We start from the raw sequence: 16,680 nt of genomic DNA, 5'->3' as shown, positions 1-16,680 counted from the left end.
TGCAGGATCGTAACAGTGCAAATTTGTGATGTACAACCGGGAAATGTGCAGGTGCTTACTGCATTTATGCATGGCAACCATCGACGCCTGTGGCCGACAACGACGTGTTCAGGCGCTGCGGCTCAGTACTTCACCAATACTGCGACGTTTGGCGTGTAACTCACTGGTATGAATCAATTGTTCAAGGTCTTCGGGCGTGACGTCGAAGAACGCCTCCATATCGGCGAGGGCCTTTTTCAGGTCCTCAGCGGTGATCGCCTGGCGGTCAGTTGGCGGATGATCGGCAGGCACCACGGCCACCGGTTCGTTGGCACGCTTGGGGTAACGAATGCGCGTCAGGTTGTTGTAGGCCAGGGCGCAGAACAACATGATCGAGGCGCCGAGCATCACCGGGCCGAGGGCTTTCCAGTCCAGGGCAACGGTCGCCGGGTCTGCCAGCACCAGCGTCAAGGCGAGGGCGCCGGCCGGTGGATGCAGGCAGCGCAGCCAGCACATCAGGACCAGGGCCATGCCGGCGGCCAGGCAGGCGCTGGTCAAGGTGCGACCGAGTACGTGCGCCACCAACAGCGCCACCACCGCCGCGCTGAGGTAGCCGCCGAGAATCGACCAGGGTTGCGCCAGCGCCCCTGACGATACAGCGAAGAGCAACACCGCCGACGCCCCTAACGGTCCGATCAGATGTTGTGCCACCTCGATACCGAATACCTGCCCACACAGCCAGACACTGAGCAGGGTGCCGAAGGCCATGCCGATGGCGGCGCGGCTCCATTCAGAGGGGCGGGTGTTGATGGCGGCAGGTAACCAGCGAGCGAGCATGACGGAGAGCGTTCCCTTGAACAAAATCGAGGAAAAAAAAAGGCTTACCGGGGGAAGCCCGGAAAGCCCTTGAAGTTGTTCCAACTGTTGGGGGAGGAACGAACACAGTGTGCCGGTGATTCCTGATGCTGACAAATTCATATTAATGAAGCTTCAGTTCATTATTTCTGATGTATTGCCACGCGACGCCCGCTCATGAAGCACAGCATCCCGCCGAAGGCTGCGAGGACACTCAGGGCATAAAACATGGTGGGCGCCGGGGTGTGCATCAGCAGGAAGCCGCAAATCACCGGGCTGAGTGCACCGCCCAGGGCGGCCAGGTTTTGTGCGCCGTAATAGCTGCCACGCAGTTCAGCCGGGGCCAGGGTATCGACGAAGAGAAATTCGGCCGGGTAAATGATGATTTCGCCGAGGGTGAAGATGAACATCGCCACGCACCAGCCCACCAGGCTATCGGCCAGGCTGAAGCCGATCAGGCCAAGGATGAACAGGGCCGTTCCGCCGACGATCCAGTGGCGCAAGTGCTCGCGCTTGAGAAAACGCCCGATCTGGTACTGCAACAGGATCACGCTGATGGCGTTGCAGGCGAGCAGGGCCGCCATGACTTTAAGGGTGTTCTGGTCGTCGCTGGTGACCAGCAGGTACTGCGACAGATAAAAGGTAAAGCGCCCGTGCACGACCGTGCTGAGCAGGCAACCGCAGGTGAACATGATCAGGGTGCGGTCGTTTTTCAGGGTGATCAGGGTGTTGAGGAAGCTCTGCGCCTGTCCGATTGCAGGGGGCAGCGCCGGATCCCTGGCAACGCCGGTCAGTAGGAAAATGCTGAAAAAGGCGATGGCGCCGGCGATCAGGAACGGCGCGATCGGATAAATCCCGGCAATCACCACGCCGAGCATCGGGCCGATGGCGTAGCCAATGTTGGTCAGGGTGTAGCTCAGGGAAAACGCCTTGGCCCGTTGGCCCACCGGCAGGTTTTCGCTGAGGATGGCTTTTGAACCGATGAGGAACAACGCCGAAGCGGTTTCGGTGACCACCAGGATGACGGTGGTCAGGTAAAGGTTTTCGGCCAGGGTCAGGAGCACCAGGCCGATGGCACTGGATAGCATCGTCAGAATCAGCAGACGGCGTTTTTCCAGGCGATCGATGATGTAACCGCCGTAGAGCGCGAGCAAGGTTGCGATGAACACCGCGATGCCCAGCAGCAAGCCAACGTCCTGTTGGTTGAGGCCGAGCTTGTTGCTCAGGAACAGCGTGAGCATGGGGCTGGTGATCGCGCGGCTGACAACGATGGTCAGCGAGCAGATCAACAACCGGCGGATAACGAGGGAGTAAGCGGCCACGGGGTGAATGTCCTTATTCGAAAGCAGGTGCGGTAAGCCTCCTGTTTAGCACGTCACCGCAAGCTGTTGAAGAACAAGCTCGATCTTCAACAGTTTGCGGTGAAAGGTCATCCGATCGCGCCCCGTGACTTCGGTCCTTCTATCAGGGGCGATGCAGCAGAACGAAGTCGTTCTTGTCGAAACGCCCGCTCAGTACGGGTGGCAAAGCGCCCCAGGGGGTGCCGTGCAGGGCGTTGTAGTCCTTGGCGTCCATCATCAACCACAAGGGCCCCTGGAGCGCGTCCAGCTCTTGAGCCGACTCGGTGAACACCGGTTGCAGGTCCTGCTCGATATTGACCATGAACTTGATGGCCTTGGCGTCCTTGCCCAAGGCATGCAGCACCAGCGGCGCCGGGTCTTTTTGCACCTGTGCAAAGGACGCACGACTGAAAGTCCGGGTGTCGTACATCTGCTGTTCGAGCGGTTCAAACACCAGGATGTATACCGACCACAACGCCAGGACCGAACAAACGGCCAGGGTCTGCGGGCGCCAGTGCGGTTTGGCAAGGATCGCCAGTGCAAGCACTTGTAACACCCCAAGGATCACCAACACCGTAGCAAGGTTGGGCAAGTGTTGATCAAGCCGTCGTTGGGCCACCAGCAGTCCGCCGATGAACAACGCCGGCATCAGCAGCCACAGGCCTTGCATCAAGCCGCGTAGCCAACTGAACACCCGACCCTGGGCCACGGCAAAGGGATAGGCCGCGATGATCGCCACAAAGGGCAGTATCGGCAGCAGGTAGCGGGCTTTTTTCGCCTGGGGAATCGAAAGCCCGAGCATCACGATCAACCCGGCTGCAGCGCAATACTGCAGCAATCGAAGTGCCGGCCCGGTGTCGCGCGGTTTGTTCAGGGCCAGTGCCAGCAATGCCAGCAGCGCCAGGGGATAGGCCAGCGCATAGTTGCCCATCGAACTGGTGAAGTAGTAGAGCGAGCCGCTGACGCCTTCGCTACCGTCCATGCGCCCCATGAACTGCATGCGAATCACGTCCTGCATGAAGACCGGACCCGCGCTGGCTTTGGCCATCCACAGTAGCGTGCCGACACACAGGCCCAGCAATACAGCGGCCGTCACGCCGAAGCCGAAAAACCGCTGCCATTGGCGATTGAGCAGGAAATAACTGCACAGCATGCCGGTGGGAATCACCAACCCGATCGGCCCGCGCAGGCCGAAACCCAACAGCAACAAGGCGAAGATCAGTAGCCATCGACGGGGTGCCGAGAAGTGATCGGCGGCGTAGCCCAGGTAAAACACGGCAAATGCCACCGCCGCGAGCATCAAGTCCTGGGAAACCGCGCGCGCTTCGGTGATGAAGGTGTTGGTCAGCAACATCAGGGCGATGCTCAGCAACGCCCATCGGCTGGAAACAGGTGCGACCAGACGGTACATCAGCGTGACGACGACCGCCCCGGCGATGGCGCTTGGCAACCAGGCACTGAGGCTGGTGACCTGGCCGAACGGCAGGGCCGTCAGCCAGATGAACAGCGTCGAAAGCCCCAGGTAGTCAGCGTAGGGCTGACCATAGGTGGTAGGGAAAAACGACGGCCCGTGTCGCAGCATCTCCTGGGCAAACAGCACGAAGCGCGAATCGAAACCGATTGGCGCTTGCTGGTATACCCCGGCGATGAACAACAGCAGGGCCAACAGTCCCACGACGCAGGACTGTTGGCGGATGGACAGCGACATTACGCTGAGGCGTCGAGTGGGTCGGACGGCCATTGTTGATGCGGGATTGGCAACTTGCGCGATTCGCCACGGCCCATCGGGAAGTACAGGAAGCCGCCACGGGCGAGGCGCTCGGTGTCGTACAGGTTGCGTCCGTCGAAAATCACCGGGGCAATGAGACGCTGGCGGATCAGGTCGAAATCCGGTGCCTTGAATTGCTGCCACTCGGTGCAGATGATCAGCGCATCAGCACCGGTCAGCACCGATTCCGGCGTGCCCATCAGCATCAGCTTCGCTTCATCGGGATACAGCTTCTGGGTTTCCTGCATCGCTTCGGGGTCGAACGCACGCACGTTGGCGCCAGCGGCCCAAAGCGATTCCAGCAGGACCCGGCTCGGCGCATCCCGCATGTCGTCGGTGTTGGGTTTGAATGCCAGGCCCCAGAGAGCAAAGGTCTTGCCCTTCAGATCGCCCTTGTAGAACGCGTTGATGCGTTCGAACAGCTTGTGTTTCTGCCGTTCATTGATGGCTTCCACCGCTTGCAACAGATCGTTGGAGCAGTGGGCCTCTTCGGCACTGTGAATCAGGGCGCGCATGTCTTTGGGGAAGCACGAACCGCCATAGCCGCAACCAGGGTAGATGAAGTGGTAGCCAATACGGGAGTCGGCGCCGATGCCCAGACGAACCGATTCGATGTCGGCGCCCAGGTGTTCGGCCAGTTCGGCGATCTGGTTGATGAAGCTGATCTTGGTCGCCAGCATGCAGTTGGCGGCGTACTTGGTCAGCTCGGCACTGCGCAGGTCCATGAACATGATCCGGTCATGGTTGCGGTTGAAAGGGGCATACAGGTCGCGCATCACATCGCGCACTTCATCGCGCTCGCAGCCGATGATGATACGGTCCGGACGCCGGCAATCGGACACGGCCGAGCCTTCCTTCAAGAACTCCGGGTTGGAGACGATATCGAACTGCAGAGAACGCCCGTCCTTGGCCAGGCATTGTTCGATGTGTGCACGCAGGGTATCGCCTGTGCCGACCGGTACAGTGGATTTCTCCACCAGAATCAGCGGTTGTTCGCGGTGCCGCGCCACGGCGTCGCCGACGGACAAGACGTAACGCAGATCCGCCGAGCCATCCTCGCGGGACGGTGTGCCGACCGCGATGAACAATACCTGGCCGTGCTGTACCGCGAACTGTTCATCGCTGGTGAACTGCAACCGTTTGGCGTCCAGGCCTTCGCGCACCAGGCTGGCAAGCCCCGGTTCGAAAATGCTCACATGACCTTGTTGCAGCAACTTGACTTTTTTCTCGTCAATATCCATGCAGACCACGTCGTGGCCGACTTCCGCCAGGACAACGGCTTGCACCAAGCCAACATAACCGCTACCAAACACACTGATTTTCATGGGGCACTCCTACGTTCGGGCGCACTTGCAGGTCGAGAATTAATGGTGATGACGCCCAGGATGACCAGGGCGACGCCAAGGCTTTTTGAAAGGCTGAAATCTTCGTGAAACAGCGGCAGGCTGGCGGCCAACAGGTACACCAGTGCGTAGCTGATGCTCAGCAGCGAGTAGGCCCGGCCCAGGGGCAGGTCACGCAGGGCGAGGAGCCAACTGAGCATTGAAAGGGCATAGGCAAGGACGGCGGCCAGCACCACGGCGACGGCTGCCAGGTCGATCGGGGCGCTGAGCCATTGTTCAGGCGACGGCAGGTGGCTCATGCTCCAGCGCATGCCCAACTGCGCCGCACTGACCAGCAGCACGCTGCCCAGGGCGAAGGTGATTCCGCGACGCGGGTTCATGCGTGTTGTCCCAGCAGTGCCACGCCACCGATCACCAGGGCTACACCCAGCCAGTGACGGCGGTCGATGGTTTCGTGGAAAACGAAGCGTGCGACCAGGGTGATCAGCACGAAATTGAGGCTCAACATCGGGTAGGCGATGCCCACTTCGAGGCGCTGCAGCACCAGCAACCAGACCAGCAAGCCCAGCCCGAGCGAGACGAGCGCCAGCCACAGCCACGGCGAGCGCAGTTTCTGCGCCCAGCTCGAGGGTTGCCCGCGCCAGCTTTCCACGGCGTATTTCTGGGCAACCTGGCCCAGGCACGTCAGCAGGCAAGCGAGCAGCAGCAGAATCAGGCTCATGGCGCGGCCTGAGGAATAATCAAAATGACCAGATTGCCTTGCTCATAACGCTTGCCTTCCTTGGGCAATTGTTCGAGCTCGTGCAGTTCGTCGTCACCTTTGACCCGCATCACCACACCGACCGAGCCTTGTTGACGGGCTTCGAGCATCCATTGCTGGATCTGATCGGAGTTGACGCGCTGCTTCAACGAATCAGGGTAGGCAAGGCCATACTTCAATTCGCCGACCGTGTTGTAGAAAGACACGTCCGGGCGCTTCGTTCGCCAGGCCAGGGCCGAAGCCGCTCCCAGGTCATTGCTCAGCAAACTGGTGCTCTGGCTGAGCTCCTGCGCGTGATCGAGGATGAACTGATCAGGCGTCTTGTTGGCGACCACCGAGTTGGGCAGGCCGGCCGGCAGCAGGCCGATCAGCAGCAGGCTGCCAAAGGCCGGCGCCCCCCAGCATTGCAGTGGCCTGAAGGCTTGCAGCAGGTTGGCCATGATCCAGCCGATCAGACCGATAAACACCAGCACCAGGTTGTGCAGTTCATGGTCGTACAGCGGCTTTTTAAGCTGCAGGTAGACCAGGGCGAGCAGGGCGATCACGCCCAGTGCAAGGTTGAGAATCCCATTGATACCGAGGATCCGGCCTTGCTCCAGTTTCAGGCGATCGGCCAGGGTGTGACCCAGCAGTAGGGCCAACGGCAGCAGGCACGGCAGGATGTAAGCCGGCAGCTTGCCTTTACTGAGGCTGAAAAAGATCAGCGGCATCCACAGCCACAGCAACAGAAACGCAATGTTGGTCTGGCGACGGGTCTGCCACGCCTGTTTCAGCGCCGGCGGCAGCAACGCCACCCACGGCAGGCTGAACCCCACCAGCAACGGCAGGTAGTACCACCATGGCGCATCATGCTGGGCGTCTTCCCCGGCGAAGCGGCGGATATGTTCGTGCCAGAAGAAGAACCGCCAGTAGTCGGGCTCCTGCGCATGTACCGCCAAGGCCCACGGCAGGCTGACGACCACGGCCACGACAATCGCCACCGGGCCGTAGACCAGCAACTCGCGCCAGCGCTTTTGCCAGAGCATCCAGGGCAGGGCGATCAGCACCGGCAACAGCCAGGCGAGAAAACCCTTGGTCATGAAACCCATGCCACACGCCAGCCCCAGCACTGCCCAGGCGATCAGACGTTGACCGCGGCTCGTGCTATCGACAGCAAACCACAAGGCAACCAGGCTCAGGTTGACCCAGAAGGTGAATTGCGGGTCGAGGTTGGCGTATCCGGCCTGGCCGGCGATCACCGTGAGGCTCATGTACAACAGCGCACAGGCGAAACTCTTGCGCGGCTCGTTCCACATCCGCCGGGCGATCAGGTAGCACAGCAGTACGCTCAAGGCCGTACTCAGCGCCGAGGCGAAACGCACACCGAACAGGTTTTGACCGAACAGCGCCTGGCCAATGGCAATCATCCAGTAGCCGGCAACCGGTTTTTCGAAATAGCGCACGTTCATGAAATGCGGCGACACCCAGTTGCCGCTCAGCAGCATGTTCTGGCTGATCTGGGCGTAGCGGGTTTCATCGGGAATCCACAGGCCGTGGGTTCCCAGAGGCAGCAGGTAAGCCAGCGCCACAAGGGCCAGCAATAGCGGGAATGCCCAGCGTTTGCTCATGCGTCTTGCACTCCCAGCCAGCCTTCGCGACCTTCGAGTGTGCCGCGCACCACGCGACCGGTCGGCAAACTGTCAGGGGTGTCGGGCAGCAGATCGCCCAAGGGTTGAAAGTGAATGCCTCGCTGCCGAGCATCGCTCAGCAGTTGGCGGAAATCATTGGCCATCAGAATCCCTTCTACTTCGGCATGTATCGTGTAGACATTGAGTTTTTCCGGTGTGAACCGGTCAAGGATAAAACTGTTGAAGTCTTTGGCGGCGACGTTCGGACCGACCACTTCGTCAAAGGTCGGCAGATCCACGGGGATTTGTGGCGCACCCAGACGTCCATCGGCCAGTTTCGGCTGGAACAGGCTCTGACCGCGACAATCGCTGTTATAGCGAAAGCCGAAGCGCTGCTTGGCCTCGATCACGCGCTCATCCGCACGCCAGCCGGCGGCGGCCGAACACTCGATCTTTGCCCCGAGGATGTCGCTGAGGGTGTCCACACCACGACGAATCTGCTCGATCAATTGTGCGTCGCTCCAGCGTCCGGCATTGGCCTGCCAGCCATGGTGATCCCAGGCATGCAGGCCGACTTCATGGCCGGCGTCACGGGCTTGACGCATCAGGTGCCCGAGATCGCGACCGATCGGTTTGCCCGGCCATGCAGTGCCGGCCAGCAGGATGTCCCAGCCATAGAGGCCGGCCGCGTTTGAGCGGAGCATTTTCCAGAGAAATTGTGGACGGATGAGGCGCCACAAGTGGCGCCCCATGTTGTCCGGGCCGACGCTGAAGAAAAACGTCGCCTTGACCTGTGCCTCGTCCAGCATTTCCAGCAGCCGGGGCACCCCTTCACGGGTGCCTCGGTAAGTGTCGACATCGATGCGTAGGCCTGCCTGCATCAGCGCTTGTCCGCGATTTCGAGCATGGCTTCGCGCAGGAAGAAGTCCAGGGTGTTGCCGATGGTTTCGCGCATTTCCACGGTCGGCTCCCAGTTCAACAGGCGCTTGGCGTTGGCGATGCTTGGCTTGCGGTGTTCCACGTCCTGGTAACCGGCACCGTAGAACGCCTTGCTTTCCACGTCGCGGAAACCGGCGAAAGGCGGGAAGTTGTCGCGCAGCGGGTGAGCTTCGAACTGACGCAGCAGCTCTTCGCCCAGTTGACGGATGCTGGCTTCGTTGTCCGGGTTGCCGATGTTGATGATCTGACCGTTGCAGACATCGTTATCGTTGTCGATGATCCGCGCCAGCGCTTCGACGCCGTCGGCAATGTCAGTGAAGCAGCGTTTCTGCTCGCCGCCGTCGAACAGGCGAATCGGCGTACCTTCCACCAGGTTGAGGATCAGCTGGGTGATGGCGCGGGAGCTGCCGATACGTGCCGAATCCAGACGGTCCAGACGCGGGCCCATCCAGTTGAATGGACGGAACAGGGTGAAATTCAGGCCTTTGGCGCCGTAAGCCCAGATCACGCGGTCCAGCAGCTGCTTGGAGACCGAGTAGATCCAGCGTTGCTTGTTGATCGGGCCAACGATCAGGTTCGAGGCGTCTTCGTCGAAGTTCTTGTCCTGGCACATGCCATAGACTTCCGACGTCGACGGGAAGATCACGCGCTTGTTGTACTTGACGCAGTAGCGCACCAGCTTCAGGTTTTCCTCGAAGTCCAGTTCGAACACGCGCAGCGGGTTGCGGGTGTATTCGATCGGGGTGGCAATGGCCACCAGCGGCAGGACCACGTCGCACTTCTTGATGTGGTATTCGATCCACTCGGAGTGAATGCTGATGTCGCCTTCGACGAAGTGGAAGTTCGGATGGCTGCGCAGACGGTCGATGGCGTCGGAACCGATGTCCAGGCCATAAACCTCGTAGCGATCATCACGCAGCAGACGCTCGGACAGGTGGTTGCCGATGAAACCGTTGACGCCCAGGATCAGCACGCGGGTGCGACGCGGCGCGCGACCGGACTCGGCACCGCGCAGCACGGAACCGTCCACCAGGCCCAACTCGTTGGCCAGTTGCGGGCCGCTCAGGTACAGGCCGTTGTCGTTGCGCTGGCCGGCGGTGATCACCAGCGAGTCTTCGCCACAGGCAATGCGCAGCGGATCGACACTGATCACTCGGCCCGGAGCCTGGCCTTCATTGCCCTTGGCCACTTCGGCACTCCAGACAATCAGCTTGTGCTCGCCCACCGCGCAGAACGCGCCTGGATAAGGCTGGGTAACGGCCCGAACCAGGTTGAACAGTTCTTCCGCCGGTTTTTGCCAGACCAGCTTGCCGTCGGCTGGTGTGCGGCGACCGAAAACGCTGGCCTTGGATTCATCCTGCGGGGTTTCAGTGACTTTGCCTTGCAGCAGCAGCGGCAGGGTGTCGCGCAGCAGGTCGGTGGCAGCCAGGCGCAATTTGCCGTGCAGGCTCAGCGCGGTGTCGCTGCGTTCGATCGAAACGGCGCGCTGGGCAAGGATCGCACCTGCGTCGGCGCGCTTGACCATGCGATGCAGGGTCACGCCAGTTTCGGTTTCGCCATTGACCAGCACCCAGTTGGCCGGCGCGCGGCCACGGTAGCTTGGCAGCAACGAGCCATGCAGGTTGAACGCACCTTTGCGTGCGGTGGCCAACAATGGCTCGCTCAACAGGTTGCGGTAGTAGAACGAGAACAGGTAGTCAGGGTCGAGCTTGCTGATACGTTCGATCCACAGCGGATGGTTGGCGTCTTCCGGTGCGTGAACGGTAATGCCTTTGCTCGCACACAGTTGCGCAACGGAGCCGTAGAAGGCGTTTTCCTTGGGATCATCGGCGTGGGTGAAGACGGCGGCGATTTCGATACCGCTGGCGAGCAGTGCTTCAATACCGGCACAACCGATATCGTGATAGGCGAAGACAACGGCTTTTGCGCTCATGGGTGAACCCGATCAGAAGAAGTGGAGGTGAGGCCATCGATGGTGGCAACGGAAACAGGAGAGGCAGGCTGGCTACGCAGCACCTTTTCGATAAAGAAACGCGGGCGGGCACGGACATCGCTGTACATGCGGCCCAGGTATTCGCCCAGCAGGCCCATGCCAATGAATTGCCCGCCGGTGAACACGAACAGCACGGCAAACAGGACAAAGGTGCCACCGCCGGCCCAGCCGGCTCCGAATGCCAGACGCAACACGATCAGGGCGAAGGCGAAGAGTACGCCGAGGCCCGCCATGGCGAAGCCGACGATGCTCAGCAGGCGCAGCGGCGTGGTGGTCATGCAGGTCACCAGATCGAACATCAGGTTGATCAGGCGCATGGGGCTGTATTTGGAATCGCCGTGTTCGCGCTCGGCGTGGTTCACCAGGATTTCCGTGGTGTGACGGGCGAAGCTGTTGGCCAGGATCGGGATAAAGGTGCTGCGCTCGCGGCAGGCCAGCATGGCGTCGACGATGGTGCGTCGGTAGGCGCGCAACATGCAGCCATAGTCGCTCATGGCCACGCCGGTGGAGCGTTGCACGGCGAGGTTGATCAGTTTCGATGGCCAACGGCGCAAGGCCGAGTCCTGACGGTTGTTGCGCACGGTGGCGACGACGTCGTAGCCCAGTTCAGCCTGGGCCACCAGGCGCGGAATTTCTTCAGGCGGGTTTTGCAGGTCGGCGTCGAGGGTAATCACCACGTCGCCCTTGCACTGCTCGAAACCGGCCATGATCGCCGCGTGCTGGCCGTAGTTGCGGTTGAGAATGACCGCCACTACCGGGCTGTCGGGGCGGGAGGCGGCCTGTTCCAGAAGATGCGCGGAGTCATCGCGACTGCCGTCGTCGACCAGTACGATCTCGTAGGGGTGGTGCAATTGCTCGCAGGCCGCTTCAGTACGGCGCAGCAATTCCGGCAGGCTTTCTTCTTCGTTGTAGACCGGAATCACGATCGAAACGAAGTTGATTGGGTAAGGTCTCACAGGCGTGTGTCCAGGCAGTTTTCTATGGCGCCGACAACGCGCTCGACGTCATCGGTGGTCATGTCGGGGAACAGCGGGATCGAACACAGTCGGGCCGAGTTCCATTCGGTATTGGGCAGGTACAGGTCAGGGTAACGCTGGCGATACCAAATATGCAGGTGTGTCGCGATGAAGTGAATGCCGGTGCCGATGTTCTGTTCCTGCAGAGCTTTCATGAACGCTTCGCGGTCGAGGCCGCAGCGCTCGGCGTCGATACGCAGGATGAACAGGTGCCAGGCGTGTTGCTGGGCATGGGCAGGAATGGCCAGCGGTTGCACCGGCAGACCTTCCAGGCGTTTCAGGTAGGTGTTGGCCAGCAGCGTGCGTTTGGCGTTGATCTCGTCCAGCCGTTCCAGTTGGACCAGCGCGATGGCGGCATTGATGTCGGCCAGGTTGTACTTGAATCCCGGCTCCATGACTTGCGCCTGGGGCTTGCGGCCATGGGTCAGGCGGTCGTAAGCGTCGACACCGAGGCCATGGAACTTGAGCATGCGTACCCGCGTGGCCAGGGCTTCATCGTCGGTCACGAACATTGCGCCTTCGGCACAGGTCATGTTCTTGATGGCGTGGAACGAAAAAATCGCGGTGCCTGTGGAGCCGACGTGGCGACCTTTATACCGCGTACCCGCCGCGTGGGCGGCGTCTTCGATCACGGTGATGCCGTGCTTGTCGGCCAGTGCATACAACGGATCGAGATCGAATGCCGCGCCGGCGTAGTGCACGGGAATGATGGCTTTGGTGCGCGGGGTGATTGCCGCCTCGATGCTCGCCACGTCACTCATCAGTGTGTCACGGTCGACGTCAACGAAAACGGGAGTCGCACCCAACAGGCTGATCATGTTGGCGGTGGACACCCAGGTCTGCGAGGGCGTAATGACTTCATCGCCCGGGCCGATGCCCAGTGCCAATAGAGTGATATGCATTCCACCCGTGGCCGAGGACAGTGCCACGGCATGACGGCAACCGACATAATTGGCGAAGTGTTCTTCCAGCGCCTGGTTTTTTGGCCCCGTGGTAATCCAGCCCGAGCGCAGGACTTGTTCTACCGCGGCAATTTCCTCTTCGCCGATACTCGGGCGGGAGAAGGGAAGAAGAGCCTGACTCATGCGCACCTCTTGGCTGAAAAAGAGTGTAGCCGTTGAGGCTAGAAAAATGGATCCGGTCGCAGTCTAGACGCAAAAACACATCAACCAGTTACTTGAAATTGATGAGAAATACCGTCCGTTGACTTTTCCTACAACGATCGGCAAGTTGGGAAAATGCCGAGGGTCGCCGGAGCCGCATGAGGGTATGCCCGATTTTGTGAAAGGAACATGAAAAAACGGTCGGCGAATCGTTTATCCAAAAGCCATTAAGCGACTGTTCAGACTTTTACGGTTTCTCGCTGCTTTTAACAGAAAAGTCTTACATAAATATGGCGCTGTATATGGTCTGTTTTCCACCCTTAGTTGTTTCGTTGAATTGTTTTCATTCAAGGCCGTTTCGTTTGATTGACTTACCTGTTGTTGACTCGAATATTCCCAAGACCAATCCACTGACGCTGTATCTGGCGCGACTGGCGCCGTCCAGCCAATTGACCATGCGCTACGTCCTGCAGGACGCTGCCGATCGTCTGGACTTCGAAGACGTGAACATCGAAGAGATCCCTTGGCATCAACTGCAACCAGAAGATGTGATTGCGCTGGTCGCCACCCTGCGCGCCGATGGATACGCACCGAATACCTCGTCGCTGTACGTCAATGCGGTACGCGGTGTGATGAACGAGGCGTGGCGCATGAGTCTGATCAGCCAGGAGCACTTGCTGAAAATGCGTTCGGTCAAGGGGATCGCGGGCACGCGCCTGTCCCAGGGACGCAATCTTCGCCGGACGCTGATCCAGGAACTGATGGAAGTGTGCGCCGCTGATCCGCGACCGCAGGGCCTGCGTGACGCGGCGATCATCGGGATTCTGTACGGCTCGGGAATGCGCAAATCGGAATCGGTGAACCTGGACTTGAATCAGGTCGATTTCACTGAACGCAGCCTTCGGGTCACCGCCAAAGGCAATAAACAGTTAATCAAATACGCCCCGGCCTGGGCCTTCGCCAAACTTGACGCCTGGCTGGAGCTGCGCCGATCACAGTTGAAGGAAGGCGAGGCCGACGACACCTTTCTGTTCAACCGCATACGGCGCGGCAGCCACATCACCCGTGAGCGCATTACCAAGCATGCGATCTATTACATCGCCCGCCAGCGGGGCGCCCAGGTGGGGGTGAAGATCATGCCCCACGATTTCCGCCGCTCGTTCATCACCCGGGTCATCGAGGAGCACGACTTGTCGATCGCCCAGAAGCTCGCCCACCACAGCAACATCCAGACCACGGCCAATTACGATGTGCGTGATGACAATGAGCGGCGCCGGGCGGTAGATCGCTTCGACCTTTGAAGGGAAGGGTGAACGGTCAGCTCAGGACATGGGCGTGACCGATGGTCGAGACCTGAACGGTACTGCCAGTCGGTGGCGCGTACATGCCGGAGCTGCGTACCAGCAGTGATCGACCTGGCGCGTCGCCGGCGTTCAAGGATTGCAGCTCCACGGTCAGGGTGCAGGTGTTGCCGCTGAAATCCCGCTCGGTCACCACCGCGTTGCAACCGGCAACCTCTGTCGTGTTGGGCGCGATGCTGGCCAGCTGCAATTGCTCGGGCCGCAGCATGATCTGCGCCGAGTTGTTGTTGCGGTGGTTGTTGACCGGAATCCGACCCAGATCGCAATGGGCCCAGCCAGCCTCGATTCGGGCGGGCATGACCACGGCGTCACCGAGAAACAGCGCGGTCTCTTCATCCTCGGGATACCGGTAAAGGTCGAGGGGATGCCCGGACTGCACCAACCGCCCATTACGCATGACCGCCAATTGATCGGCGAAGGACAAGGCTTCGCTCTGGTCATGGGTGACCAGAATGGTGGTCACGCCGGCGTCCGCCAGCAATCGCGCGACCAGTTTGCGCATGGCGGCGCGCAAGCCGGTATCGAGTGCCGAAAACGGTTCGTCCAGCAGCATCAGCCGTGGTTGCTGGGCGAGGGCACGCGCCAGCGCCACCCGTTGTTGCTGTCCACCGGACAGCTCATGGGGCCAGCGGTCAGCCATGCGCGCGTCAAGGGCAACGCTGTCCATCAATTCAGCGATGCGTTCTTGCCGTTCGCGGCCCTTGCTGGCCAGCCCGAAGCCGATATTGGCGGCCACGGTCATGTGCGGAAACAAGGCGCCGTCCTGTGGGACATAGCCAATCAGGCGTTGGTGCGCCGGCACCTCATGGGTGCTATCGACAAGCGTCTGGCCGTTGAGCGAAAGGCGGCCGGTATCGGGAAATTCGAAGCCGGCGATCATCCGCAGCAACGTGGTTTTGCCCGATCCCGACGGGCCGACAATCACCGTGCGGCTGCCAGTCGGCACCGACAGGCTGACGTTATCCAGGGCCCGGTGGGAACCGTAGGATTTAGAGATCGAATGCAGTTCTAGAGCGTTCATCGGCCAGCCGTTTTCTTGGATTGGTGATAAAGGAGCCCGGTCAGCGGCAGCGACAGGACAATCATCAGCAGCGCGTAGGGCGCTGCGGCGGCGTAATCGATTTCGCTGGTCATGGCCCAGAACCCGGTCGCCAGCGTGCGCGTGCCGTTGGGGGCGAGCAGCAGGGTGGCGGTCAGTTCATTGGTGATCGCCAGGAACACCAGCGCGGCACCCGCTGCAGCACCCGGAGCGGCCAGGCGCAGGGTGATCAGCCACAGGGCCTGGGCAGGCGAGCGGCCCAGACTGCGAGCCATGTTTTCCAGTTCAACCGGCGCCTGGGCGATACCGGCACGCAGGCTCACCAGGGCGCGAGGCAGGAACATCAGCAGGTAAGCCAGCAACACCGTAACGGTGGTCTGGTAAATCGGCCGGGCAAAGTGGATGGTCGCCGTCACCAATGCCAGTGCCACGACGATCCCAGGCAGCGAACTGGTGATGTAGTTGCAACCTTCCAGCAGCCGTTGCAGGCGGCCCGGTGAGCGAATCGACAGCCAGGCAATCGGAATCGCGGCGCAGGTGGTCAGCGCCGCCCCCGCCACGCCCAACAGCAGCGTCTGCTCCAGGGCCGGAAGTAGCTCGGGCAAGTCCCAGACCTGGGTGCCGCCGGCCATCAACCATTTACCCAGGGTGAACAACGGTACGCCCAAGGCCAGGACACAAGTGATGATCTGCAAGGCCAGCGCAAGTGCCTTCAAAGGCGCGCTCAGTTGCACCACCCGTTGCTCCCGGGCACTGCCTGACCCGACACGGGCGTAACGCGCATTGCCGCGCGCCGCCGATTCTGCGGTCAGCATCGCCAGGCAACACAGGGCCAGTATGCCGGCCAGCAGGTTGGCGGCTGGCCCGTTGAAGGTGGACTTGAACTGATCGAAGATCGCAGTGGTGAAGGTGTCGAAGCGGATCATCGCGTACAGGCCGTACTCGGCCAGCAGGTGCAAGCCGACCAGCAAGGCACCGCCGCAAATGGCCAGGCGCAATTGCGGCAGCACCACGCGGAAAAACACTGCCCAGGGCTTGAGCCCGAGGGACTCGGAAACATCTTCGATGGCCGGGTCGAGTCGGCGCAGCGTCGCGGCCACCGGCAGGTAAAGAAACGGGAAGTAGGCGATGACCGACACCAGCACGCCGGCGAACAGCCCGTGAATCGGTGGCACCAGGCTGACCCAGGCATAACTGTGAACGAAGGCCGGCACCGCCAGCGGCGCGGTGGCCAGCAACGACCACCAGCGTCGCCCCGGCAAATTCGTGCGTTCTGTCAGCCATGCCAGCGCCACCCCCAGTGCAATACACAAAGGAATGGTGATAACGACCAGCAACACGGTGTTGACCAGCAATTCACCGACGCGCGGCCGAAACACCAGTGGCACCAGGGTGGACCAGCCGGTCTGCAGATAAACGCCGATGACGAACGCAATGGGGAGCAACGCCAGCAGGGAAACCAGCACCGACAGGCCGATGACCCACGCGCCGCCACGGCTCGCGAACCGGCCGCGTGATCGACGACGCAGGTGGGCAGGTATCGCCTCGGCGATACCTGCCGGCAGGGTTTCAGGCAA

At 60.9% G+C, this 16,680-nt stretch carries 14 protein-coding genes; 1 reads left to right on the top strand and 13 read right to left on the bottom strand.

The features are described 5' to 3' along the window. Positions 1–108: 108 nt before the first annotated feature. The 11 genes from JQF37_RS00485 to arnB form a co-directional block, all read right to left on the bottom strand. Complete coding sequence (locus JQF37_RS00485) at positions 109–816, bottom strand: HPP family protein (RefSeq protein WP_130209889.1); 708 nt, start codon at positions 814–816, stop codon at positions 109–111. A gap of 161 nt (positions 817–977) precedes the next feature. Next, positions 978–2,156: an MFS transporter gene (locus JQF37_RS00480; RefSeq protein ID WP_130209887.1), complete on the bottom strand. Its 1,179-nt coding sequence runs from the start codon at positions 2,154–2,156 to the stop codon at positions 978–980. A 142-nt stretch (positions 2,157–2,298) separates the two neighbouring features. Then, on the bottom strand, positions 2,299–3,882 hold the full coding sequence (locus JQF37_RS00475) for a glycosyltransferase family 39 protein (protein ID WP_223272712.1): 1,584 nt from the start codon (positions 3,880–3,882) through the stop codon (positions 2,299–2,301). Then, entirely contained in the window at positions 3,882–5,267 is a 1,386-nt protein-coding gene (locus JQF37_RS00470) for a UDP-glucose/GDP-mannose dehydrogenase family protein (RefSeq protein WP_130209883.1), read from the bottom strand. Before JQF37_RS00470 ends, JQF37_RS00475 begins: the two co-directional genes overlap by 1 nt. Further along, positions 5,264–5,665 (bottom strand): 4-amino-4-deoxy-L-arabinose-phosphoundecaprenol flippase subunit ArnF, encoded by a 402-nt coding sequence (arnF, locus tag JQF37_RS00465; RefSeq protein ID WP_130209881.1) that lies wholly within the window; start codon positions 5,663–5,665, stop codon positions 5,264–5,266. The genes JQF37_RS00470 and arnF overlap by 4 nt, the downstream gene beginning before the upstream one ends. Then, entirely contained in the window at positions 5,662–6,006 is a 345-nt protein-coding gene (gene arnE / locus JQF37_RS00460; RefSeq protein ID WP_090461949.1) for a 4-amino-4-deoxy-L-arabinose-phosphoundecaprenol flippase subunit ArnE, read from the bottom strand. Before arnE ends, arnF begins: the two co-directional genes overlap by 4 nt. Continuing rightward, complete coding sequence (gene arnT, locus JQF37_RS00455; RefSeq protein WP_130209879.1) at positions 6,003–7,652, bottom strand: lipid IV(A) 4-amino-4-deoxy-L-arabinosyltransferase; 1,650 nt, start codon at positions 7,650–7,652, stop codon at positions 6,003–6,005. The genes arnE and arnT overlap by 4 nt, the downstream gene beginning before the upstream one ends. Continuing rightward, on the bottom strand, positions 7,649–8,533 hold the full coding sequence (gene arnD / locus JQF37_RS00450) for a 4-deoxy-4-formamido-L-arabinose-phosphoundecaprenol deformylase (protein ID WP_130209877.1): 885 nt from the start codon (positions 8,531–8,533) through the stop codon (positions 7,649–7,651). The genes arnT and arnD overlap by 4 nt, the downstream gene beginning before the upstream one ends. Beyond that, positions 8,533–10,524 (bottom strand): bifunctional UDP-4-amino-4-deoxy-L-arabinose formyltransferase/UDP-glucuronic acid oxidase ArnA, encoded by a 1,992-nt coding sequence (gene arnA, locus JQF37_RS00445; RefSeq protein ID WP_090461941.1) that lies wholly within the window; start codon positions 10,522–10,524, stop codon positions 8,533–8,535. Before arnA ends, arnD begins: the two co-directional genes overlap by 1 nt. Next, the gene (gene arnC / locus JQF37_RS00440) at positions 10,521–11,540 is read right to left on the bottom strand and encodes an undecaprenyl-phosphate 4-deoxy-4-formamido-L-arabinose transferase (RefSeq protein ID WP_130209875.1); all 1,020 of its coding nucleotides are present in this window, start codon (positions 11,538–11,540) and stop codon (positions 10,521–10,523) included. The genes arnA and arnC overlap by 4 nt, the downstream gene beginning before the upstream one ends. Further along, positions 11,537–12,685 carry a UDP-4-amino-4-deoxy-L-arabinose aminotransferase gene (gene arnB / locus JQF37_RS00435; protein WP_130209873.1) on the bottom strand — a complete coding sequence of 383 codons (1,149 nt, stop codon included), beginning with the start codon at positions 12,683–12,685 and terminating at the stop codon, positions 11,537–11,539. Before arnB ends, arnC begins: the two co-directional genes overlap by 4 nt. 380 nt (positions 12,686–13,065) lie before the next feature. Between arnB and JQF37_RS00430 the strand changes: the two genes are divergently transcribed. Beyond that, entirely contained in the window at positions 13,066–14,004 is a 939-nt protein-coding gene (locus JQF37_RS00430) for a tyrosine-type recombinase/integrase (RefSeq protein ID WP_130209871.1), read from the top strand. Between the two features lie 16 nt (positions 14,005–14,020). Here JQF37_RS00430 and JQF37_RS00425 read toward each other — a convergent pair whose 3' ends face one another. Then, positions 14,021–15,085: an ABC transporter ATP-binding protein gene (locus JQF37_RS00425; protein WP_130209869.1), complete on the bottom strand. Its 1,065-nt coding sequence runs from the start codon at positions 15,083–15,085 to the stop codon at positions 14,021–14,023. Beyond that, complete coding sequence (locus JQF37_RS00420; protein WP_130209907.1) at positions 15,082–16,680, bottom strand: iron ABC transporter permease; 1,599 nt, start codon at positions 16,678–16,680, stop codon at positions 15,082–15,084. The genes JQF37_RS00425 and JQF37_RS00420 overlap by 4 nt, the downstream gene beginning before the upstream one ends.

It is taken from the genome of Pseudomonas sp. MIL9 (genome assembly GCF_016887925.1).
GTDB lineage: Bacteria > Pseudomonadota > Gammaproteobacteria > Pseudomonadales > Pseudomonadaceae > Aquipseudomonas > Aquipseudomonas mohnii.
Note: the sequence above shows the minus strand (reverse complement) of the source record. Positions and strands in the feature narration are given on the sequence as shown.